17 protein-coding genes and 1 riboswitch are annotated in these 23,279 nt (G+C 60.0%); of the genes, 12 read left to right on the top strand and 5 right to left on the bottom strand.

The window, feature by feature from the left end; translation table 11 throughout:
- The first annotated feature begins 111 nt into the window (after positions 1-111).
- Positions 112-340, top strand: a riboswitch (cobalamin riboswitch).
- 119 nt (positions 341-459) lie between these two features.
- From IB245_RS09670 to cobM, 4 genes are all read left to right on the top strand, one after another.
- The gene (locus IB245_RS09670; RefSeq protein WP_192227417.1) at positions 460-654 is read left to right on the top strand and encodes a CbtB domain-containing protein; all 195 of its coding nucleotides are present in this window, start codon (positions 460-462) and stop codon (positions 652-654) included.
- A gap of 11 nt (positions 655-665) precedes the next feature.
- Entirely contained in the window at positions 666-1,370 is a 705-nt protein-coding gene (locus tag IB245_RS09665; protein WP_008035813.1) for a CbtA family protein, read from the top strand.
- Positions 1,367-1,792, top strand: a complete 426-nt coding sequence (locus IB245_RS09660) for a cobalamin biosynthesis protein (protein ID WP_192227416.1) — start codon at positions 1,367-1,369, stop codon at positions 1,790-1,792. Before IB245_RS09665 ends, IB245_RS09660 begins: the two co-directional genes overlap by 4 nt.
- Before the next feature lie 70 nt (positions 1,793-1,862).
- Positions 1,863-2,609 (top strand): precorrin-4 C(11)-methyltransferase, encoded by a 747-nt coding sequence (gene cobM / locus IB245_RS09655; RefSeq protein WP_192227415.1) that lies wholly within the window; start codon positions 1,863-1,865, stop codon positions 2,607-2,609.
- An 87-nt stretch (positions 2,610-2,696) separates the two neighbouring features.
- On the opposite strand, the gene nfuA is transcribed toward cobM, so the two are convergent.
- Both nfuA and IB245_RS09645 read right to left on the bottom strand, forming a co-directional pair.
- Positions 2,697-3,281: a Fe-S biogenesis protein NfuA gene (gene nfuA / locus IB245_RS09650; protein WP_008035804.1), complete on the bottom strand. Its 585-nt coding sequence runs from the start codon at positions 3,279-3,281 to the stop codon at positions 2,697-2,699.
- A gap of 353 nt (positions 3,282-3,634) precedes the next feature.
- Positions 3,635-5,932 (bottom strand): fatty acid cis/trans isomerase, encoded by a 2,298-nt coding sequence (locus IB245_RS09645; protein ID WP_192227414.1) that lies wholly within the window; start codon positions 5,930-5,932, stop codon positions 3,635-3,637.
- A gap of 156 nt (positions 5,933-6,088) precedes the next feature.
- Between IB245_RS09645 and metH the strand changes: the two genes are divergently transcribed.
- On the top strand, positions 6,089-9,799 hold the full coding sequence (gene metH / locus IB245_RS09640; RefSeq protein ID WP_192227413.1) for a methionine synthase: 3,711 nt from the start codon (positions 6,089-6,091) through the stop codon (positions 9,797-9,799).
- A 170-nt stretch (positions 9,800-9,969) separates the two neighbouring features.
- On the top strand, positions 9,970-10,188 hold the full coding sequence (locus IB245_RS09635) for a DUF2970 domain-containing protein (RefSeq protein ID WP_192227412.1): 219 nt from the start codon (positions 9,970-9,972) through the stop codon (positions 10,186-10,188).
- Here IB245_RS09635 and IB245_RS09630 read toward each other — a convergent pair.
- Entirely contained in the window at positions 10,185-11,258 is a 1,074-nt protein-coding gene (locus IB245_RS09630; RefSeq protein WP_192227411.1) for an ABC transporter substrate-binding protein, read from the bottom strand. The two genes, IB245_RS09635 and IB245_RS09630, sit on opposite strands and share 4 nt — an antisense overlap.
- 523 nt (positions 11,259-11,781) lie before the next feature.
- On the opposite strand from IB245_RS09630, the gene IB245_RS09625 reads away from it, so the two are divergent.
- Positions 11,782-13,440: a nitrite/sulfite reductase gene (locus IB245_RS09625; protein WP_008035698.1), complete on the top strand. Its 1,659-nt coding sequence runs from the start codon at positions 11,782-11,784 to the stop codon at positions 13,438-13,440.
- Positions 13,424-13,918 carry a DUF934 domain-containing protein gene (locus IB245_RS09620; RefSeq protein WP_008035700.1) on the top strand — a complete coding sequence of 165 codons (495 nt, stop codon included), beginning with the start codon at positions 13,424-13,426 and terminating at the stop codon, positions 13,916-13,918. Before IB245_RS09625 ends, IB245_RS09620 begins: the two co-directional genes overlap by 17 nt.
- A 54-nt stretch (positions 13,919-13,972) precedes the next feature.
- On the opposite strand, the gene IB245_RS09615 is transcribed toward IB245_RS09620, so the two are convergent.
- On the bottom strand, positions 13,973-17,818 hold the full coding sequence (locus IB245_RS09615) for a leucine-rich repeat domain-containing protein (RefSeq protein WP_192227469.1): 3,846 nt from the start codon (positions 17,816-17,818) through the stop codon (positions 13,973-13,975).
- Between IB245_RS09615 and IB245_RS09610 the strand changes: the two genes are divergently transcribed.
- Positions 17,817-18,005, top strand: a complete 189-nt coding sequence (locus IB245_RS09610; protein ID WP_192227410.1) for a hypothetical protein — start codon at positions 17,817-17,819, stop codon at positions 18,003-18,005. The genes IB245_RS09615 and IB245_RS09610 overlap by 2 nt on opposite strands.
- Positions 18,006-18,009: 4 nt before the next feature.
- Here the strand turns inward: IB245_RS09610 and sohB are convergent, their stop codons facing one another.
- The gene (gene sohB, locus IB245_RS09605; protein ID WP_008035703.1) at positions 18,010-19,032 is read right to left on the bottom strand and encodes a protease SohB; all 1,023 of its coding nucleotides are present in this window, start codon (positions 19,030-19,032) and stop codon (positions 18,010-18,012) included.
- A 203-nt stretch (positions 19,033-19,235) separates the two neighbouring features.
- Here sohB and IB245_RS09600 point away from each other — a divergent pair, with 203 nt between their 5' ends.
- From IB245_RS09600 to IB245_RS09590, 3 genes are all read left to right on the top strand, one after another.
- Positions 19,236-19,946: a histidine phosphatase family protein gene (locus tag IB245_RS09600; protein WP_008035704.1), complete on the top strand. Its 711-nt coding sequence runs from the start codon at positions 19,236-19,238 to the stop codon at positions 19,944-19,946.
- A gap of 64 nt (positions 19,947-20,010) precedes the next feature.
- Positions 20,011-20,325 carry an SCP2 sterol-binding domain-containing protein gene (locus IB245_RS09595; protein ID WP_007976511.1) on the top strand — a complete coding sequence of 105 codons (315 nt, stop codon included), beginning with the start codon at positions 20,011-20,013 and terminating at the stop codon, positions 20,323-20,325.
- Positions 20,326-20,632: 307 nt separating this feature from the next.
- The gene (locus IB245_RS09590; RefSeq protein WP_192227468.1) at positions 20,633-22,480 is read left to right on the top strand and encodes an amidohydrolase; all 1,848 of its coding nucleotides are present in this window, start codon (positions 20,633-20,635) and stop codon (positions 22,478-22,480) included.
- The last annotated feature ends 799 nt before the right edge of the window (positions 22,481-23,279 follow it).

Raw genomic sequence — 23,279 nt, 5'->3', positions numbered from 1 at the left:
CCTACCAAGAACACCGCCGCCCCGTAGGAGCGAGGCTTGCCCGCGAAGAATCCACCTCGGTTCCGAGTTGAGAACCCTTGCCAATTGACGCCCAACCCCCGCCCATGCTCTCCTACACACCTTGTTACGGGTGCCCTTCACAGGGTGAAACGGGAAACCGGTGATTCATGTGCTTTACTCAAAGCCATGTCAGTCCGGTGCTGCCCCCGCAACGGTAAGCGAGCGAAGCGTCAGATCCACTGTGCCAGCAGTTCGGCATGGGAAGGTGACGCTTGCAGGTTTCGGCTGACGCCAAAACCCCTCGTGAGCCCGGAGACCGGCCCGCAACACAAAGTGACGATTACGTTCACTGAATAACAAACCCGCGGTGGGCGGGCGCTGTTTGAATCTCTGCGAGCCCGATTCGCAGGGGTCTTCCATGCGCTCTATTCACCCGCTGACAGACCAGAGGGAAGCGCCATGTCGATCATCAGCAGCACCGGCCACACAACCGCCAGCACCACCACGACCACCCTGGCTCAACGCCTGACCGCCGCCGTCTGCGCGTCGATCTTTGGCGCGTGCCTGGTGTATTTCGCCGGTTTCTCGCACATCGAAGCGGTGCACAACGCTGCGCACGATACCCGTCACAGCTCCGCCTTCCCGTGCCATTGAGACCTGTCGACATGATCAAGCGTATTGCGCAAACCGCAGGTTTCACAGGGCTGCTGGCCGCCCTGTTGCTGACCCTGCTGCAAAGCTTCTGGGTCGCTCCGCTGATTCTGCAGGCCGAGACTTACGAAAAATCCGAGCCGGCCGCTGTTGAAGTTCATGAACACGCCGCCGGTGCCGCCGCTCACACCCACGATGCAGAAGCCTGGGAGCCGGAAGACGGCTGGCAGCGCGTGCTGTCGACAACTGGCGGCAACCTGGTAGTGGCTGTCGGTTTTGCCCTGATGCTCGCGGGCCTCTACACGCTGCGCTCGCCGACCAAAACCTCGCAGGGCTTGCTCTGGGGCCTGGCCGGTTACGCGACGTTTGTACTGGCACCGACCCTCGGCCTGCCACCGGAACTGCCGGGCACGGCAGCAGCTGACCTGGCACAACGGCAAATCTGGTGGATCGGCACTGCAGCGTCCACCGCCGTCGGCATCGCGCTGATCGCTTTCAGCCGCCACTGGCTGATGAAGCTCCTGGGCGTGGCGATTCTCGCCGTCCCTCACGTGATCGGTGCACCACAACCGGAAGTGCACTCGATGCTCGCGCCGCAAGCCCTGGAAACGCAATTCAAAATCGCTTCGCAGCTGACCAACCTCGGATTCTGGCTGGCCCTGGGCCTGATCAGCGCCTGGTTGTTCCGCCGCAAAAGCGATGGTCAATACCACGCATGAGCGACACCAGCACAGCGCCGACGTTAGTGGTCGGCCTGGGCTGCCAGCGCGGCTGCCCCGTCAGCACGCTTCGGGCGTTACTCGATCAGGCATTACAGGCGCATCAAATCGGACTTCAGCAGATCACGGCGTTGGCCAGCATCGACCTGAAGCGCGACGAACCGGGCCTGATCGAGCTTGCCGCACAACTCGAATTGCCGCTGACGTACTTCAGCAGTGAAGAGTTGGCCGGTTATCAACCGCAACTCAGCCACCGTTCGGAAATCGCTTTTGAGCGCACCGGCTGCTACGGCGTAGCAGAAAGCGCCGCCCTCGCCCTTGCCGAACAACTGGCCCAGGCGCCGGCAAAACTGCTGATTTCCCGACAAAAATATGCCCAGGCGACCCTGGCATTGGCCTGCGCTGCGCAAAATCCCCGATAATCCTCGCCTTCGATCATGAGCAATCTTCATCTGAAGCCTTGCCCAGCCCCTTTTTTGACAGGAAACGACGATGACCGTCTATTTCATTGGCGCAGGTCCCGGCGACCCGGAACTGATCACCGTCAAAGGCCAGCGGCTGATTCGCAGCTGCCCGGTAATCATCTACGCCGGCTCATTGGTGCCCGCCGCCGTATTGGAAGGCCACAACGCCGAACAGGTGGTCAACAGCGCAGAACTGCACCTGGAACAGATCATCGAGCTGATCAAAACCGCCCATGCAAACGGCCAGGATGTGGCGCGGGTGCATTCCGGCGATCCGAGCCTGTATGGCGCGATTGGCGAGCAGATTCGTTACCTGCGCGAACTCGATATTGCGTTTGAAATCATTCCCGGTGTTACCGCGACGGCGGCGTGTGCAGCGCTGTTGGGTGCGGAGCTGACGCTGCCGGACGTCTCACAGAGCGTGATCCTGACTCGCTATGCCGACAAGACCGCAATGCCGGCCGGTGAAGAGCTGGGCAGCCTGGCGCAGCATGGGGCGACCATGGCCATTCATTTGGGGGTGAATCACCTGGAGAAAATCCTGGTTGAATTGCTGCCGCATTACGGCGCGGACTGCCCGATTGCGGTGATTCACCGGGCAACCTGGCCGGATCAGGATTGGGTGGTGGGGACGATTGCGGATATTGCCGCGAAGGTTGAGGCGAAGGGGTTTCGGCGCACGGCGTTGATTCTGGTGGGTCGGGTGTTGGGCAGTGATCAGTTCAGTGAGTCGTCGCTGTATCGTGCCGGGCATGCACATTTGTATCGACCATAGCGGGCTTGCTCGCGAAGGCGTCCTTGAATTTCACCCATAAAAAAACGGCGCTCACGGGGCGCCGTTTTTCATGTCGCAGCGAACACCTTAGTAGTAGGCGTTTTCTTTCTGCGTGTGGTCAGTCACGTCACGAACACCCTTGAGCTCGGGAATGCGCTCGAGCAAGGTGCGCTCGATGCCTTCACGCAGGGTGACGTCTGCCTGGCCGCAGCCCTGGCAACCGCCGCCGAACTTCAACACGGCGATGCCATCATCGACCACATCGATCAGGCTGACCTGACCGCCGTGGCTCGCGAGCCCCGGGTTGATCTCGGTTTGCAGGTAGTAGTTGATGCGCTCGTTGATCGGGCTGTCGGCGTTGACCATCGGGACTTTGGCGTTTGGCGCCTTGATGGTCAGTTGGCCGCCCATGCGGTCGGTGGCGTAGTCGACAACCGCATCATCCAGGAAAGCTTCGCTGAACGAGTCGATGTAAGCAGTGAAGCTTTTCAGCCCCAGCGCAGTGTCTTCGGGTTTTTCTTCGCCCGGCTTGCAATAAGCAATGCAGGTTTCGGCGTACTGGGTGCCAGGCTGGGTGATGAAGACGCGGATGCCGATGCCCGGGGTGTTCTGCTTGGAGAGCAGATCAGCCAGGTAATCGTGGGCGGCGTCGGTAATGGTAATAGCGGTCATGGAAACTCCTCGCAGGCTTGGGCGCAGTTTACGCCAATCATCGCGCCGCACAAAGTCCTAGTATTTTTGTCGGGAAAGCGCCAGCGCTCCAGGGCCCGGTGATTCGCCGTCAATCCGGGCTTTAAGCCACCAATAGCTGCATTTCGCCACCCATTCAAAATTTGCCCACAACCTCAAACCAATGGTCACGGCGCACACGGCTGGCACTCCACCCCCCTGTAGGAGCCGGCTTGCTGGCGATGGCGGCGTCACATTCAACATCAATGTGATTTCAAGGACGCTATCGCCAGCAAGCCGGCTCCTACAGGGGGGGCGGCGCCCATAGAGACCGGCACCGGCCCGCTGTCAAAAGATCAAAGATTCTCGTAGCGGTTCATGTCCAGCACGCCCTCTTCCACCGGGTCGGTTTCGTGGACGTACCGGCTCAGGTCATGGAAGTAGAACCAGAATTGCGGATGACTGCGGCGAATCCCCCAGCGTTCGACGATTTTCTCGAAGCGATTGGCGTCCTTGGCGTTTTCCATCGCCTCGACAAAGGCCGGCACCTGATCGGCGGGAATGTTGAACATGAAGTTCGGATAGCTGCTGAGCACACCCGGAAAGATCGTGAGCGTGTCGAGCCCCGGCTGATAACGCAGAGACTCACCGAGCAGGAATGCGACGTTGCTGTGCGCGCGGTTGCGCAACAGGCTATAAACCTCGCGTTTGCCGCTCGCGGCTTCGATACGCAACATCGTCGCTTCCGGCAGTTGATCAATGACCTTCAGCCCGGCGGCGGGCCGTGAGGTCAGGCGACTCAAGGCCTGCTCGGCGCTCTGCAAATCCGGGTCGATGTTCGGCCGCGAGCAATAGGCCCCGTCGCAACGGTTGATCGGATCGGGCTTGGCATTGAGCTCGCCGTAACGGGCCAGCAGTTGCATGGAAAAGTCGCGTTTCGGGTCTTTTTCGTCGAGGTTCAGTGCCGTCGGCTTGTCGTTGTCGATGGCCTCGTAATCCAGCCACATCTTGAATTTGCCGCTGCTCTGGTACCAGTCGTCGAGATAGTCGTCGCGTGAATCAGCGGGCATCAGGCGCAGGAAATTCTGCTCGGCGCCATTACGGATCAAGTCGAAATACAGGCGCGTCTGCGCTTGATGGGAAACGTTGCCGTACACGTCGAAGTTGACCGCCAACTGATAATACGTGCGCTCCAGCAACGGGAAATCGAACAGCCACATCGTTTGCGGCACATCGCCGATCAGGCCCTTGTTCACCGAGGCGCTGTCGAAATGCCGGAAGATTGTCAGCAGCGCATTGTCGTTGCCGGCCCACAAAGTCGACCAGCTCGGCGCGGGCGCGTCGGCGTAGTTGTCGCGGCGCAGCACTTCGTACTCGTTACGTTTGTCGCGATAGTCATGCCACAGGCTCAGCACGCTGCCGACATCGTCGTTCTGCCCCGGCATGGCCAGCAACGGCGTGGCCTGGCCGCGGTAGATCGGGTCGATGATGTAGAGATCGTGTTCCGGCGCCTGGAACAGCGCCCAGAAGTTGTCGCGAATCACATCCGTGGCGATCTGCCCACGGCACACCGGCCCGCGGATAAACGTGCGCACGAAATATTCGGCGTTATCGAGCATGAACTGATAGCGCGCCTGCGCCGGAATCGCCTCGAACGTGGCAAACGGATTGGCCCGGCGCTCCGGACCGTAGCCCGGCAAGGCATTGGCCTGCCAGTTGCCGTTGTAGAACAGGCTTTTGACCCGCGCCATCTTCGCCGCGCTCAGCGGGTAGGTGATGTGGGTCTTCTGCACGATCACGCCCTGCACCGGCCACAAGCGGTAATACACCTGCGTGCCCGGATCGTCATTCGGGCGGCGGGTGTTGATCAGGTCAATCGGCTGGCCGGTCGGCGTGCGCGAACGCACCCACTGGAAGAAATGCCCCGGTTCACCGTCCTTGAAGTAAATGTGGGCAAGGAACCAGTGCTCGAACAACCAGCGCCCCACCAGGCTCTGCCGGGCGCCCGGCGAGTTGAGCAGGTTTTCCCACTGCACCACCTGCAAGGCTTCTTTCGCCGAAGGCACCAGGCCTTGTTCATCGATCGGCGCACCCGAGGCCAGCCAGCGTTGCAGCGTCTGGTACTGCTGATCGGTCAGGCCGGTGACCGCCAGCGGCATGCCTTCCTTCGGATGAGCGCCCGCGTAACCGTCGAACTCGGCCGGCATCGCGCACATGTTTTCACGATTGAGGCCCAGGACGATGTCTTCCGGCAATTTGGCATTGGGCGTCAAAGGCGTTTTGTGACCCAGTTCCAGCATCCGCGCCATCAACGCGGCCTGGCTGCCCTGGGCGTCAAGTACCGGATAGAAGCCTTTTTGCTGCCAGGCGTGCTTGCCGAAGGCGTCATAAAACAACCGGGTCGGCGCGGCCGCCTGGCTGCGGTCGCCGTCGTAAACCGGGACTTTCGACGCACCGCGCGCCGCGCCTTCGCCGCTGCCCAGGTTGAGCTGACAGGCGGCGTCATTGCAGGCATGGCAGGCCACGCACTTTTCGGTGAAGATCGGTTGGATGTCGCGGGTGTAGGAAATGGCAGCGGAAGGCGCCAGGCCCTGCGCCACGGCGCCCCAGCTTAAAAACAGCAGCACGCTGCTGATGACGACGCGATACGACATGTCCCTGTTCCCGATCCTTGAAAAAACGCAGCGATTCTACCGGGACAGCGCGCCGACCAACATGAGCGATATTCATGCAATTCCCCGACATGCTCTAAAACCGCACAGGTTTGCTATGATTCCGCCCCTTCGTCATGGTCTTTCCGAGTAGTCCCAATGTCCGATCGCAGTGTTCGCCTTCAAGCCCTCAAGCACGCCCTCAAAGAGCGCATTCTGATTCTCGATGGCGGCATGGGCACGATGATCCAGAGCTACAAGCTCGAAGAACAGGATTACCGTGGCAAACGCTTTGCCGACTGGCCAAGCGATGTCAAAGGCAACAACGACCTGTTGGTGCTGACGCGCCCGGACGTGATCGGTGGCATCGAAAAAGCCTACCTGGATGCCGGCGCTGACATTCTGGAAACCAACACCTTCAACGCCACGCGGATTTCCATGGCCGACTACGGCATGGAAGAACTGGCCTACGAACTGAACGTAGAAGGCGCTCGCCTGGCCCGCAAGATCGCCGATGCGAAGACCCTCGAGAACCCGGACAAGCCGCGCTTCGTCGCCGGCGTGCTCGGTCCGACCAGCCGCACCTGCTCGCTGTCCCCGGACGTGAACAACCCCGGCTATCGCAACGTGACCTTCGATGAACTGGTGGAAAACTACACCGAGGCCACCAAAGGCCTGATCGAAGGCGGCGCCGACCTGATCCTGATCGAAACCATTTTCGACACCCTGAACGCCAAAGCCGCGATCTTCGCCGTGCAAGGGGTGTTCGAAGAGTTGGGCATCGAGCTGCCGATCATGATTTCCGGCACCATCACCGACGCCTCCGGCCGTACCCTGTCGGGCCAGACCACCGAAGCGTTCTGGAACTCCGTGGCCCACGCCAAACCGATTTCGGTCGGCCTGAACTGCGCCCTCGGCGCCAGCGAACTGCGCCCGTACCTGGAAGAGCTGTCGAACAAGGCCGGCACCCACGTTTCGGCGCACCCGAACGCCGGCCTGCCGAACGAATTCGGCGAGTACGACGAACTGCCGTCGCAAACCGCCAAGGTCATCGAAGAATTCGCCCAAAGCGGCTTCCTCAACATCGTCGGCGGTTGCTGCGGCACCACGCCGGGCCATATCGAAGCCATCGCCAAAGCCGTGGCCGGTTATGCACCGCGTGAAATCCCGGACATTCCCAAGGCTTGCCGCCTCTCCGGCCTGGAGCCGTTCACCATCGATCGCAGTTCGTTGTTCGTCAACGTCGGCGAGCGCACCAACATCACCGGTTCGGCCAAGTTCGCCCGCCTGATCCGTGAAGACAACTACACCGAAGCCCTGGAAGTCGCCCTGCAGCAGGTCGAAGCCGGCGCCCAGGTGATCGACATCAACATGGACGAAGGGATGCTCGATTCGAAGAAGGCCATGGTGACCTTCCTCAATCTGATTGCCGGCGAACCGGACATCTCCCGCGTACCGATCATGATCGACTCCTCGAAGTGGGAAGTGATCGAAGCCGGCCTGAAATGCATCCAGGGCAAGGGCATCGTCAACTCGATCAGCATGAAAGAAGGCGTCGAGCAGTTCATCCATCACGCCAAGCTGTGCAAGCGCTATGGCGCTGCAGTCGTCGTGATGGCCTTCGACGAAGCTGGCCAGGCCGACACCGAAGCGCGCAAGAAAGAAATCTGCAAACGCTCCTACGACATTCTGGTCAACGAAGTCGGCTTCCCGCCGGAAGACATCATCTTCGACCCGAACATCTTTGCCGTGGCCACCGGTATTGAAGAACACAACAACTACGCTGTGGACTTCATCAACGCCTGTGCCTACATCCGCGACGAACTGCCGTACGCCCTGACCTCGGGCGGCGTGTCGAACGTGTCGTTCTCGTTCCGTGGCAACAACCCGGTGCGTGAGGCGATTCACTCGGTGTTCCTGCTGTACGCGATCCGCAACGGCCTGACCATGGGTATCGTCAACGCCGGCCAACTGGAGATCTACGACCAGATCCCGGTGGAATTGCGCGACGCCGTCGAAGACGTGATCCTCAACCGCACCCCGGAAGGCACCGACGCCCTCCTCGCCATCGCCGACAAGTACAAGGGCGACGGCAGCGTCAAGGAAGCCGAGACCGAAGAATGGCGCGGCTGGGAGGTCAACAAACGTCTTGAGCACGCACTGGTCAAGGGCATCACCACGCACATCGTCGAAGACACCGAAGAATCGCGCCAGTCGTTCGCCCGCCCGATCGAGGTGATCGAAGGCCCGCTGATGTCCGGCATGAACATCGTCGGCGACCTGTTCGGTGCCGGTAAAATGTTCCTGCCGCAGGTGGTGAAATCCGCTCGCGTGATGAAGCAGGCCGTAGCCCACTTGATCCCGTTCATCGAACTGGAAAAAGGTGACAAGCCGGAAGCCAAGGGCAAGATCCTGATGGCCACGGTGAAAGGCGACGTGCACGACATCGGCAAGAACATCGTCGGCGTGGTACTCGGCTGCAACGGCTACGACATCGTCGACCTCGGCGTGATGGTGCCGGCCGAGAAGATCCTGCAAGTGGCCAAGGAGCAGAAGTGCGACATCATCGGCCTGTCCGGCCTGATCACGCCGTCGCTGGATGAAATGGTCCACGTCGCCCGCGAGATGCAGCGTCAGGACTTCCACCTGCCGTTGATGATCGGCGGCGCGACCACCTCCAAGGCACACACGGCGGTGAAGATCGAGCCCAAGTACAGCAACGACGCAGTGATCTACGTGACCGACGCTTCCCGCGCCGTGGGCGTGGCGACGCAGTTGCTGTCCAAGGAATTGAAAGCCGGTTTCGTCGAGAAGACCCGCCTGGAATACATCGACGTTCGCGAACGCACTGCCAACCGCAGCGCCCGCACCGAACGCCTGAGCTATCCGGCGGCCATCGCCAAGAAGCCGCAGTTCGACTGGAGCACCTACGCACCGGTCAAACCGACGTTCACCGGCTCCAAAGTGCTGGACAACATCGACCTCAAAGTCCTGGCCGAATACATCGACTGGACGCCGTTCTTCATCTCCTGGGACCTGGCCGGCAAGTTCCCGCGCATCCTCACGGATGAAGTGGTCGGTGAAGCCGCCACCGCGCTGTACGCCGATGCCCAGGAAATGCTCGCCAAGCTGATCGACGAGAAACTGATCAGCGCCCGCGCAGTGTTCGGCTTCTGGCCAGCCAACCAGGTGCGTGACGACGACATCGAAGTCTACGGCGATGACGGCAAGCCATTGGCCAAGCTGCATCATCTGCGTCAGCAGATCATCAAGACCGACGGCAAGCCGAACTTCTCCCTGGCCGACTTCGTTGCACCGAAGGACAGCGAAATCACCGACTACGTGGGTGGTTTCATCACCACCGCCGGCATCGGCGCCGAAGAAGTGGCCAAGGCGTATCAGGACGCCGGCGACGATTACAACTCGATCATGGTCAAGGCCCTGACCGATCGTCTGGCCGAGGCCTGCGCCGAATGGCTGCACCAGCAGGTTCGTAAGGATTACTGGGGTTATGCCAAGGACGAGACGCTGGACAACGAGGCGCTGATCAAAGAGCAATACACCGGCATCCGCCCTGCCCCGGGCTACCCGGCGTGCCCCGATCACACCGAGAAGGCCGCGCTGTTTGCGCTGCTCGACCCCGAAGCCGCCGAAATGCGTGCCGGCCGCAGCGGCGTGTTCCTCACCGAACACTACGCGATGTTCCCGGCGGCGGCGGTCAGCGGCTGGTACTTCGCTCACCCGCAGGCGCAGTACTTCGCAGTGGGCAAGATCGACAAGGATCAGGTGCAGAGCTACACGTCGCGTAAAGGTCAGGAGTTGAGCGTGACCGAACGCTGGCTGGCGCCGAACCTGGGTTACGACAACTAACCACTCTTCGCGCTGAGCATCGCCTCTGTAGGAGCGAGGCTTGCCCGCGAAGAACGATGACGCGGTTTTCCTGTAGGACTGCGGTGGCTTCTTCGCGGGCAAGCCTCGCTCCTACAGGATCCGGTTGGAATGTCTATGCTTACGATTCACACACAAGTGACGAGGGGTTTATGGACGATCCAGTCGACAACAAACCGCCAACCTTCTGGCAAATGCTGCACAGCGTCATGGCGGCGGCGTTCGGGGTGCAAAGCGGAAAGAACCGTGCGCGGGACTTCACCCACGGCAAGCCGAGTCATTTCGTGATTCTGGGGATTCTGTTCACGGCGGTGTTTGCGTTGACGCTCTACGGCATCGTGCAACTGGTGATCACGCTGGCCGGGGTTTAGCGCATCAGGGTTTGCAAGCTGAACGGGTAACGATAGGACACAGGCCGGCCCTTGGCCGACATTCGGCGGAAGTTCACGCCGTAGTCCGGCGATTCACCCATGGCCAGCATTCGCCTGGCGGTTGCCCTGTCGACCAGTTGCAGCAGCGGAATCTGGCGGTCACGGCCGCCGTACTGGCTGATGTCCACGCCCCGATCAAGGTCGTGCACCTGCACCAGCGCCCAACCACCCAAAGTGAAATGCCCGCCCAACAATACGCTCAACTTTCCATCGACCTTTGCCTGCAACGCGGCCGTCGAGGTATTGACCGCGCTGAACAATGCGTCCTTTCCGGGCACACCGCCCGTCTCCGAGTACGCCTGCATGGCGCCAAACGCCATTTCGTCATTGGCTGACCACACCAGCGAGACTTTCGGGTAGCGCCGGAACAGCAACTTTGCCTGTTCATATGCACGTTCGCGGGTCCAACCGCTGTAAACCAGTTGCCGCAAACGCACTTGCGGGTGCTCGGCCAGCGCTCGCATCATGCCTTGCTCACGCAGTTGCGCCGACGGCGTGATCTTCAGGCCGGAGAACGCCAGCAACTCAATCACCTGGCCGGGCGCCACGGGCGGATGCTGGCGAATCAGCTCCTTGGCCATCAGGTAACCGCCCTCCTCGTCGTTGGGCACCAGGCTGCCCAGTCGATCAGGGCGTTCACCCAACAGGCTCATTTGGTTGGCCGTCAGCGACGCGTTGACCATAAACAGCTTCACGCCGCTGCCTTGCGCCAGACGCAACACTTGCGGGGCAATGTACTGTTCGTTGGCGAAGATCAGATAGTCCGGACGATCGGGACCTTGCAGTGCACGGCGCGCTTGCGCCAGCGTGAGTTCCGGCATGCGCCGGGAATAGAGAATCCGCAGGTCGATACCCAGGTCCGTGGCGGCCGCCTGCATGAATTGCGAATAGCTGACCCAGAAGGCTTCGTCAGTTTCCCCGGGATTCAGGAACAACACCGATTCCGCACGCACAGCAGGGCCGTAAACCGTGCCGAGCAGCAACAGGAAGGTGTAGAAAAACTTCGACATTGATCGTCCGAGCCCCCGGAAATTCGCCGCGCATTATAGCCAGCGAACACCCGTAAAACGGCGTTTATTGCAGTTTTTGTCCGACAATTGTCGGGACCGGGCCCGGACGGGGTCGGTTATTGATGGCTGACCCAGAATACCGCTGTCCCCACGACCAGAATGATCAGAAACAGAATGGCCCAAGCATCGACCGTACTGTCAGGCTTTGAAGCTTTGGTAGGGTTGCTCATTGCATCGCCTCTTGTCGGTTTTATCGGTGATTGCATAAAGACTCGACCACAGTTAAGACGATGATTGCCCACACCACAAATACGGGTTTAGTAGTAACGATTCTCGTTAGTCGATTTGGTTCTTTACATATACTCAAACATCACTTTTGCGCATAACTCCAAACTGGTATCTTGCCCCGGCTCCGTTGGGAGTGCGCGGCCGTGCGCGCAGAATTGCCGAGGCAGTATCGGAGACTTTCCAGGCGAAAAACGCAACTGGATCCGACCGGCCCAAGCCTGAGAACAGGACTTATATGTACGTATACGACGAGTACGATCAGCGGATCATCGAGGACCGCGTCAAGCAGTTCCGTGATCAGACCCGACGCTATCTGGCAGGCGAGCTGAGCGAAGAAGAATTCCGCCCTCTGCGTCTGCAAAACGGGCTTTACATCCAACGCTTCGCGCCGATGTTGCGAGTGGCGGTGCCTTACGGCCAGCTGACTTCGCGCCAGACGCGAATGATGGCGAAGATTGCCCGCGACTATGACAAGGGCTACGCCCACATCAGCACCCGCCAGAACGTGCAGTTCAACTGGCCGGCGCTGGAAGACATCCCGGACATCCTTGCCGAACTGGCGACCGTGCAGATGCACGCGATCCAGACCAGCGGCAACTGCCTGCGCAACGTCACCACCGACCAGTTTGCCGGTGTCGCTGCCGACGAGCTGATCGATCCGCGCCCATGGTGCGAGATCGTCCGCCAGTGGACCACGTTCCACCCGGAATTCGCTTACCTGCCGCGCAAGTTCAAGATCGCCATCAACGGTTCGACTTCCGACCGTGCGGCCATCGAAGTCCACGACATCGGCCTTGAGCCGGTGCACAACGCCGCTGGCGAACTGGGTTTCCGTGTGCTGGTCGGTGGCGGCCTCGGTCGTACGCCGGTGGTCGGGGCGTTCATCAATGAATTCCTGCCGTGGCAAGACCTGTTGAGCTACCTCGACGCCATCCTGCGCGTGTACAACCGCTATGGCCGTCGTGACAACAAGTACAAGGCTCGGATCAAGATTCTGGTCAAGGCCCTGACGCCTGAAGTCTTCGCGCAGAAAGTCGACGCGGAAATGGAACACCTTCGCGGTGGCCAGACCACGCTGACCGAAGCCGAAGTGCATCGCGTCGCCAAACACTTCGTCGACCCGGACTACAAGGCGCTGGACAACCAGACTGCCGAACTGGCCGAACTCGACAAGCAACACCCGGGCTTCGCCCGCTGGCGCACCCGCAACACCCTGGCGCACAAAAAGCCGGGCTATGTTGCCGTGACCCTGTCCCTGAAGCCGACCGGCGTTGCGCCGGGCGACATCACCGACAAGCAGCTCGACGCCGTGGCCGACCTGGCCGATCGCTACAGCTTCGGTCAACTCCGTACGTCCCACGAGCAGAACATCATTCTGGCCGACGTCGAACAGTCCCAACTGTTCGCCATGTGGGGCGAATTGCGCGAGCAAGGTTTCGCCACGCCGAACATCGGTTTGCTGACCGACATCATCTGCTGCCCTGGCGGCGATTTCTGCTCGTTGGCCAACGCCAAGTCGATCCCGATCGCCGAATCGATCCAGCGCCGTTTCGACGACCTGGATTACCTGTTCGACATCGGCGAACTGGACCTGAACATCTCCGGCTGCATGAACGCCTGTGGTCACCACCACGTCGGCCACATCGGTATTCTCGGGGTGGACAAGAAAGGCGAAGAGTTCTACCAGGTATCCCTCGGCGGCAGCGCCAGCCGTGATGCGAGCCTGGGCAAGATCCTCGGCCCGTCCTTTGCCCAGGACGCCATGCCAGACGTGATCGAGAAACTGATCGACGTGTACATCGAACAACGTACCGAAGACGAGCGTTTCATCGACACCTATCAGCGTATTGGCATCGACCTCTTCAAGGAACGCGTCTATGCAGCGAATAATTAAGAACAACGAAGTCGTCGACGAAACCTGGCACTTGCTGCCCAAGGATTTCAACATCGACGAGATCACCAACTGCGACGACTACATCGTCCCGTTGCAGCTGTGGCGCGAACACAGCCGCATGCTCCTGGCCCGCGACGGCGGCCTGGGCGTGTGGCTGGATGCCGACGAAGAAGCTGAAGAAATCGGTGAAGACGTGGCGAGTTTCCAGGTCATCGCCTTGAACTTCCCGGCCTTCACCGATGGCCGCAACTACTCCAACGCCCGCCTCCTGCGTGATCGTTACGGTTTCAAAGGCGAACTGCGGGCGATCGGCGATGTGCTGCGCGACCAGTTGTTCTACATGCATCGCTGCGGTTTCGACGCCTTTGCAGTGCGCGCCGATAAAGACCCGTACGAAGCCCTGGAAGGTCTCAAGGACTTCTCGGTGACCTATCAGGCCGCCACCGACGAACCGCTGCCGCTGTTCCGTCGCCGCTGACCACATAAAGCCCTGACCCCATGGGGTCAGGGCTTTATCAGCTCCACCAATCTGCTATCGCTCGATCGGAATCGGTTGCCCCAAGGCCACCCAGTCCCGGTATAGCTGCGCACGGTTTTCCAGCACCGCGAAAACTGCAAGAGGGTTGTCGAAAGCGCCCTCCGGCATAGGTGTATTCCTGCTCAATCGCCCCCACAACTGGTCCGAAGCGTCTGCTTCCGTCAACAGTCGCCATACCCGTGCCTGAAGGTCTGGATAGTTGACCTGGAAATCCGGGGTGAGCGTCAATGTGTTCATGGTCCCTAAAAACCGCCCGCCACCTGGCTTGAGCGCCAGTCGCTGCCAGATTTGCAGCCGGGCATCGCGCAACCCTGCTTCAGTCCCGTTCAACCAGGCCAACGGATTCCCATAGTCAGGCCCCGCCGCACTCAACCACAAGTTGATCCCCGTTTGCTCTCGATGTGTTTTCAGTCGTCGCAACGTGTCTTCATCGGTCAACGGGTTGTTCCACAGCAGCACCCGGTCCCTGGCGATGGCCTGGTTCAGCACCGCCTGGGGGACCCGCGTGATCTGGTTATCGCGCAAATCAAGGGAGGTCAGGTACGACTCAGGCATGATCCCGACCGGGCATCGACTTATTCCGGTATTCCTCAGGTTGAGCTGGCGCAGGTTGTTCAAGCCGAGCACCACAGGCGGTACACCCAACGGGTTGTCGCTCAGGTCGAGGCTTTGCAGACTGGTCAGGTCGGTCAGTTGCGAAGCGGCGCGCTCACTGAATACCAGTTGGGTGGCGCGCAGATTGAGTGAGGACAGGTGTCTCAGCCCGCAAAGGGAAGGAGGCAAGGCGCACCCCTCGTGGCCGTCCCCGGAGAAATGACGCAAGTCGACGTTTTCCAGATTCAACATCTCAAGATTCGGAAAGCTCTCGAGAAAGCCGTTCAGACTGCCCTCCTCGGTCAGATGGAAGCCTTGCATCGACAATTCGAGCACATCGTCCAGCCGGACACTCAGGGTGGGCAGTCGGTGATAGTTCTCGAAGGCAAGATCGAGCCTGATGCCGCGCAGTTGCTCGCCTGAGTACAGGCGATTTAGTGGTGGCCCGCGTTTTTGCCAGATGGCGACAAGCTCTACGGCGAGCTCTGTCCTGATCGCTCGCTCCTCATTAAAGCCCGTTTGCAGGACATGCGCATTGTGCACGGCGATTTGTGCATGGCTCATACCCGCAGCGGCTTCGTCGCCCATGCCCAGCAAGGGAAGTTCGATGTCGGCAATGTCTTGCGCGGCTTGATCGACCCAGTCAATCAACTCGGTGTTGAGTTGGTGCAACTGCAGATTCAGCCCGTCGATGTGCGCCTGTACGGATACACCCGCGCGCTGTATGACCTGATCCGCGTCCGCGTCGGTGAAGTCCGGGTAAATGTCTTTGATCTGTAACCGGGTGGCCTGCAGTTTCATGGCGTCACCCTGAGGCGTCGTCGGGTAGCCTCCACCGCGCAGCCCCTGCCGTTCGAAGGTCAACCCGGAGTCGAGCCTTTGCAAGCCAAGCAGGGTTTCGGTTCGGGACAATGCATGATCGCTGAGGTTGAGCCGCAACTCGCTGGCTGGATCCAGCGACGTGAGATGCAACACTGAGCGCTCCTCCTCCGACAGCACGCTGAGGATCGCGTCGTAGAAATCCGTTTGCCTGCCTTGCCGCAGATAACGGTCTCCCACCTTGATGACGTTTCGGGAATGCGGGGTATCGAGGGGACCGCAACGGTCAAGAACCCGGCCAGTGGACGAACCGTCGAGGACCTCGATCCGTAAATCCTGAGGCCAGCCGGGCAGGTTTTTCAGGGAGTGCAATGCCAGCCTGTCCGAATCGACGTTCACCACCGAGCGCAGATAAAAGCCTTCATAGGCACGATTGAGCCGCACATGCTGTTGGTATTGCCGCGCCTTGCTGTCCAGACGTGCGAAAACCTGCCTGGCCTCGGCCATCTCGGGCGCTCTTTGGAGATCCACGCCATAGCGGTCGAGCATTTGTTCGATTGCGCTTGTTGGCAGGTCCGGGTATTGGTCCTGGAACAACCGGACCCATTCAAGCTCTGAACGTTGAAGTTCAGCGTAACGTTGGCCGAATAGAGCTGGGTCCCCGGCCGGCCCGAGATCCTGATCGATCCTGAAGCGATTGATGGTGTCAGCCAACAAGGGCGTCGGCGAGCGGCCAGTCTGGATCAACCGCAGCATGTCGTCGTCAATTGTGCTGACCTTGCCGATCTGCGCCAGCACTTCATCGCTGAACGACGCCACAGAGGGGCCAATTGCGCGCATGAGCTCGACGCGGGTCGCCGGCACCACGTTCGAAGGGCCTGGCGTTGGAGCAACGGCCACTTCCGGCACGGGCCTTGCGCCTTCCTCTGCTGAATCGACGATGACTGCGTCACCTTTTTGCGCCACCTCCGCGACGATCGGCAAGGCATTGAGCAAGCCAAAAACAGTGCGCGTCACGCCCTCTGAGCGTTCGCTGGATGTCTTGCCATTGACCACCTGATCAATGCCGTAGCCCGCATCGATAAGCCCGGCCAACGCCAAGATCCCCTCGCCTCCCGGAACGAACAACGCCAAGGGCCCAAAGCGGTTGACCCACTGCACAAGCGGCTCAACGACCGCGCTTAGATTGTCACGATTGACCTGGGCATCGTCACGGATGCTTTTGATGCTGGCCCGGGCGGCCTGCTTCATCGTCAGCACGCACTGGGCAAACGGGTCGGTGTCAGATGCCGGATCGTCGTAGCCAATGTACTCGTCCGGGTTCCAGTAGCCGTCGTTGTTGAAAAAACCGGCATTGTTCGTCAGCCAGTGTTTTGCCGGATACAACGCCATGCCATCCAGCGCCGTCAGAACACCGGCATGAAACGTACCGTCTTCGCGGTCATCTTCAGCAAAGTGGGCGGCCAATGCCTGCCTGGTCTCACTCACCCGGCCTTGAGCGACAATCCATTGGTGCAGTTGAACGGCATCGACGAATTCGTGCAGCGGAGAAGAGTTGCCGGGAATGTACAACAGCACTCTGGGGCTTGCTGTGTCACGAAAGGCCCAGATTTCGGTCGAGGTATAACGGTAGAGCTTTAGCCGGCCGATCCTGACCGAGGAAGGCGTGTGAGTCGGTGCTTGCAGCTGCCCGGTGGTGAGTGTTTCCCATGGCTGATCCGCTGGCAAACCCGCCGCTTGCATCGCCAGTTCCAGGCCTTTTGGCGACAGGCGCTGTTCGTGAAACTGCAACCAGGCGGCCATGACGAACGCCGCTTTGACCGACGTCCTCAGTGCGTAAGGTTCGGCTGCAACAAGCACGTCGTCGGCTGGCCAGGCCTGACCGAGATACGCTTCGTACAAGTCCTTCAGTTCCAGTTCCCAGACCCATTTCTTGTAATCGGCGGGCCTCAGGTTGATCTGTGTTGAAGGCCCGTAAACTTGCGGTGTGGTTTGGCGATAGATGCCTTCATACGTCTGGTGATTGCCGCTGCCGTGATCGGCGAACTCATCGACGTTTCTCACAATGCGTACGGCAGGCCCGATATCCGGCGGCGTGTACAGGCCGAACACGGTTTCAGCGAAACGCCCGTCACCCACAGACTGATAGTTGGATAACAACGTTTGCAGCAGCGATTGTGAGCTCGCCACTTGCCCTTGCTCAGTACCATCAATGGCAGGATGGCCCTTGTAGTTGTAATCAAGCGTAAACAACAAGGCTGTCTGCGGATCAATACCCTGGCCCCATTTCTCCTTGATCAGGTGTTCGCCAAACTGGCCGGGGGTTTGGGGCAGCGCGATATCCAGCGCGGCTTTCAGTTCGTCTCGCATTCGTGCAGAGGGCGCAGGATGCGGGCCGGCAGCGTTGTTATGAGGGAGCTCTTTCATGGTGCATTCCATTGCAATCATTTCAGGAACACCACCCTACCCAACCCGGGCTGCCGAAAAAGCCGGACCGATTGACAGTGACGATAGGAAATTTCGCTGCATGCGCACGGAAAGCGCGGCCTTGCGAGAGGCAAAAAAAACCGTGGAGGCTATCCACGGTTTCATTTTTCAGACGACGGTGTTTTGAAAAATCACCAGAAGCGTTGCTGGGTCAACCGACTCCACCAGCTCAGCAATACGCGGTCGACCGAACCGCTGGCCGCCATGCCGATGCGCTCTTGCAGGCTTTTGCGTTCAGCGTAGTGCAGGTGATAAAGCTCTGATTTCTTCGCGCGCTCGGCGAGGTATTCATCGCTGGTCTTGAGCTCGTCCACCAATTGCTTGTCCAGCGCCGCGATGCCGAGCCAGATTTCGCCGGTCGCCACTTCGTCGATGGCCAGTTGCGGGCGATAGCGGGAAACGAAGTTCTTGAACAGCTGGTGAGTGATGTCCAGGTCTTCCTGGAACTTCTCACGGCCCTTCTCGGTATTTTCGCCAAACACGGTGAGGGTGCGTTTGTACTCGCCGGCGGTCAGGACTTCAAAGTCGATGTCGTGCTTTTTCAGCAGGCGATTGACGTTGGGCAACTGCGCCACCACGCCGATCGAGCCGAGAATTGCGAACGGCGCGCTGATGATCTTCTCGCCGATGCACGCCATCATGTAACCGCCACTGGCCGCGACCTTGTCGATACACACGGTCAAAGGCACGCCCGCATCGCGGATGCGCGCCAGTTGCGAGGATGCCAGGCCGTAGCTGTGAACCATGCCGCCACCGCTTTCCAGACGCAGCACCACTTCATCCTTTGGCGTGGCCAGGGTCAGCAGCGCGGTGATCTCGTGACGCAGGCTTTCAGTGGCCGATGCCTTGATGTCACCGTCGAAATCCAGCACGAACACCCGCGGTTTTGCTTCGGGTTTCTTCTTTTGCTTTTTCTCGGATTTAGCCTCGACCTTGCGCAAGGCCTTGAGCTGGTCCTTGTCGAGCAAGGTCTGCTCCAGGCGTTCGCGCAGCCCTTTGTAGAAATCATTGAGTTTGCTGACTTGCAACTGGCCGGCCGACTTGCGTCGACCTTTGCTGCGCAATGCCGCGAAACTGGCCAGGACCACCAGAATGGCGATCACCAGTGTCACGGTTTTAGCCAGGAAACTGGCGTACTCGGACAGAAAATCCACAGTCACTCCTTCAATACAATGCGCAGCATAAACGCGCGCGGGATACCATCAGCATACCCATGCGCCGGCTTGGCGACCAGCCGTGAAACCTCTGGCAACAGGCCTGTAACGGGCATTTCAAACAAGCGTATGTTTTTTCATTGACAGCTCACCGCCATCCTCATAACCTCGCCGAACCTTCAACGTACCGGGATGACGCGGACGTGGGCACTATCTATTTGATTCGACATGGCCAGGCCTCCTTTGGTGCAGACGACTATGACGTCCTGTCGCCGACCGGTATTCGCCAGGCAGAAGTCCTCGGCCGGCACCTCGCCGAACTGGGTATCAGCTTCGACCGCTGCCTGTCGGGCGACCTGCGCCGTCAGCAGCATACGGCCAACAGCGCGCTGGAACAGTTCGCGGCCGTGGGCCTGCCGGTGCCGACCGTGGAAATCGATTCCGCGTTCAACGAATTCGACGCCGACGCGGTCATCCGCGCGCTGTTGCCGGCCATGCTCGACGATGAGCCCGAAGCGCTGGACATCCTGCGCAATGCCGCGCAAAACCGCGCCGAGTTCCAGCGTATTTTCGCGCTGATCATAGAGCGCTGGCTGGCCGGTACGTATGACACGCCGGGCCTGGAAAGCTGGCTGGGCTTTGTCGAGCGGGTGCAGGCCGGCCTGCATCGCATCCTCGAAAGCGCCGACAACACCCAGAAAATCGCCGTGTTCACCTCCGGTGGCACCATCACTGCCCTGCTCCACCTCATTACGCAAATGCCCGCCAGGCAGGCCTTTGAACTGAACTGGCAAATCGTCAACACCTCGCTCAACCAACTGAAATTCCGTGGTCGCGAGGTGGCACTGGCTTCTTTCAACAGTCATGCGCACCTGCAACTGTTGAAAGCACCGGAACTCATCACGTTTCGCTGAGTCCGGACTATTGTGACCCTGGCTGTAATCACCCAGCTCTAATTACCCAAGAAAGGATCGAACCATGACCTCCGTAGCTGATGCCGTACAAGCAATGAAAGCCAAGTTCAACCCAGCCGCTGCTGCCGGCCTGGACCTGGTTTTCGGTTTCCGCATCGACGACACCAAGAACTTCTCGCTGATCGTCAAGAACAGCACCTGCGAACTGCAAGAAGGCGAAAACCCGGACGCCCAGGTCACTCTGGTGATGGACGGCGAAACCCTGGAAGGCATCGTTGACGGTTCGACCGACGGCATGCAAGCGTTCATGGGCGGCAAACTGCGCGCTGAAGGCGACATGATGCTGGCGATGAAACTGTCCGAGCTGTTCCCAAGCTAAGACGGCGGTTCCCGCGCTCGGGAGCCTCTCTGGTTGCATACGAATCCCGCCCCTTGTGGCGGGATTCGTCGTTTTTCACCTTTGGAAAACGGCTGTCGGTGAATTTGCGGTCTATATTCCTTCTGGCCGCATGCGTCAGACATCGGCTGTTCTGTCCCCTTTTTCTTCTATGAAAGAACCGAGCGGAGAACACTGCATGAGCCCACCTGACGAGCACGACGGTTTCAACCGTCGACGTGTACTGCAAGGCCTTACGGCAGGTGCCGTCGGCGCCTGGATCAGCCCGCTAATCGCAGGGAGTAAAACCATGCCAGATGCCCCGGCCGACCTCATTCTGTACAACGGACGCCTGCACACCGTCGATCGCAAGAAACCCCAGGCCAGCGCCGTCGCGATCAAAGACGGACGCTTCGTGGTGGTCGGCAGCGACGCTCAGGCCATGGCCCTGCAAGGTCCCGGCACGCAAATCATTGATCTGCACGGTCGCACGGTGATTCCCGGCCTCAATGACTCGCACCTGCACTTGATCCGTGGCGGCTTGAATTACAACCTTGAGTTGCGCTGGGAAGGCGTGCCGTCCTTGGTCGATGCCTTGCGGATGCTCAAGGATCAGGCCGACCGCACACCCACGCCGCAATGGGTACGGGTGGTCGGCGGCTGGAACGAATTCCAGTTCGCCGAAAAGCGCCTGCCAACGATTGATGAACTGAACAAAGCCGCGCCGGATACGCCGGTGTTCGTGCTGCACCTCTACGACCGCGCCCTGCTCAACCGCGCCGCGTTGAAAGTGGTCGGCTACACCCGCGACACGCCGAACCCGCCGGGCGGTGAAATCCAGCGAGATGCCAACGGTGACCCGACCGGCATGCTGATCGCGCGCCCTAACGCGATGATTCTGTATTCGACCCTGGCCAAGGGCCCGAAACTGCCGCTGGAGTACCAGGTCAACTCGACCCGACAATTCATGCGCGAACTCAATCGCCTCGGCGTCACCAGCGCCATCGACGCCGGCGGTGGTTATCAGAATTATCCGGACGACTATCAGGTGATCCAGCAACTGGCCAAAGACCAACAGCTGACGGTGCGGATCGCCTATAACCTGTTCACGCAGAAACCCAAGGAAGAGCTGACCGACTTCAAAAACTGGACCGGCACGTCGCATTACGGCCAGGGCGACGATTTCCTGCGGCACAACGGTGCCGGGGAAATGCTGGTGTTTTCAGCGGCGGATTTCGAAGACTTCCTGGAACCACGCCCGGACCTGCCGCAAACCATGGAGCAGGAACTGGAGCCAGTGGTCCGGCACCTAGTGGAACAGCGTTGGCCATTCCGCCTGCACGCTACGTACAACGAATCCATCAGCCGCATGCTCGACGTGTTCGAGAAGGTCAATCGCGACATCCCGTTCGACGGTTTGCCATGGTTTTTCGACCACGCCGAAACCATCACCCCGCAGAACATCGAGCGCGTCAAAGCCTTGGGCGGCGGCATTGCGATTCAGGACCGCATGGCCTTTCAAGGCGAGTACTTCGTCGACCGCTACGGCGCCAAGGCTGCCGAACACACACCACCCATCGCGCGCATGCTCGCCGAAGGTGTACCGGTTGGTGCCGGCACCGACGCCACGCGGGTGTCGAGCTACAACCCCTGGACTTCGATGTATTGGCTCGTCAGCGGCCGCACCGTCGGTGGTCTGGAGTTGTATCCGCAAGGCTTGAGCCGCGACACGGCGCTGGAATTGTTCACCCACGGCAGCGCCTGGTTCTCTTCCGAGCAGGGCAAGAAAGGCCAGATCAAGGTCGGGCAACTGGCGGACCTGATTGCGCTGTCGGCGGACTATTTCCACATCGAGGACGAAGCGGTCAAATGGATCGAGTCGGTGCTGACGATTGTCGACGGCAAGATTGTCTATGGCACCGCCGAGTTCGAGAAACTCGGGCCGCCGCCTGTACCGGTGGTGCCGGAATGGTCACCGGTGGTGAACGTTCCGGGCCATTGGAAACCGTTGGCGCCGATGACGGCGCAGGTTCATCAGTGTGTCGGGGCTTGCGCCGTGCATGCCCATAGCCATGAGCGGGCGCGATTGTCTTCGGCACCGGTGAGTGATTTTCAGGGATTTTGGGGGGCGTTTGGTTGTTCGTGTTTTGCGTTTTGAATTGAACGGTGGAGAGCCTGGCCTGAGATTGACGTTGCTCCCACAGGGTTAACTTTGGACCCTGTAGGAGCTGGCTTGCCAGCGATGGCTGCGTATCAGGTGACGAGTTTTTTGTTGGTGTACATATCCGTTTCTGCGGTTGCTGCTGCTATTGGTTCCGCCCTTACGGCGGGTTACTTGGAAAAGCGCCAAGTAACCAAGCGCCCGCGCCCCTGACGTACGGTGGCTCGCTAAGGCTCGCCATACCCTCGCTCCGGTCCTGCTCCGTGGGCCCGCCGCCATCGGCCATCCATGGCCGGGGGCGGCTAACCCGGCATCCATGCCGGGTTGCCCACTGCGCAGAACCTCCACTCGGCCTTCCGACGGGGCAGATCAAGATCAAAAACCAAAGCAAAAGCGAGGCGGCCTGCCAGCCGACCTGGCTGTTCAGTCGTATACGCGCTCCCGCACGGTGGTGGTCCCACTAATTTTGAATGTTTGCACATCCCCTGTAGGAGCCGGCTTGCTGGCGATAGCGTCCGTCCAATCAATAAACAGGTGACTGACCCACCGCCATCGCCAGCAAGCCGGCTCCTACAGGGTTGTGCGTTTGCTTTCGCTTTTCACCACTCATCAGGCCGAGCGTTAGCTCGCCTTCCGCTTTTGATCTGAGCGCCCCCTCGAGAGGCCGAGCGCAGGTTCTGCGCAGTGGGCAACACGGCATGGATGCCGGGTTAGCCGCCCCCGGCCAGGGATGGCCGATGGCGGCGGGCCCACGGAGCAGGACCGGAGCGAGGGCATGCCGAGCCATAGCGAGGCA

This window comes from Pseudomonas sp. PDM02 (genome assembly GCF_014852285.1).
Taxonomy (GTDB): Bacteria; Pseudomonadota; Gammaproteobacteria; order Pseudomonadales; family Pseudomonadaceae; genus Aquipseudomonas; species Aquipseudomonas migulae.
Note: the sequence above shows the minus strand (reverse complement) of the source record. Positions and strands in the feature narration are given on the sequence as shown.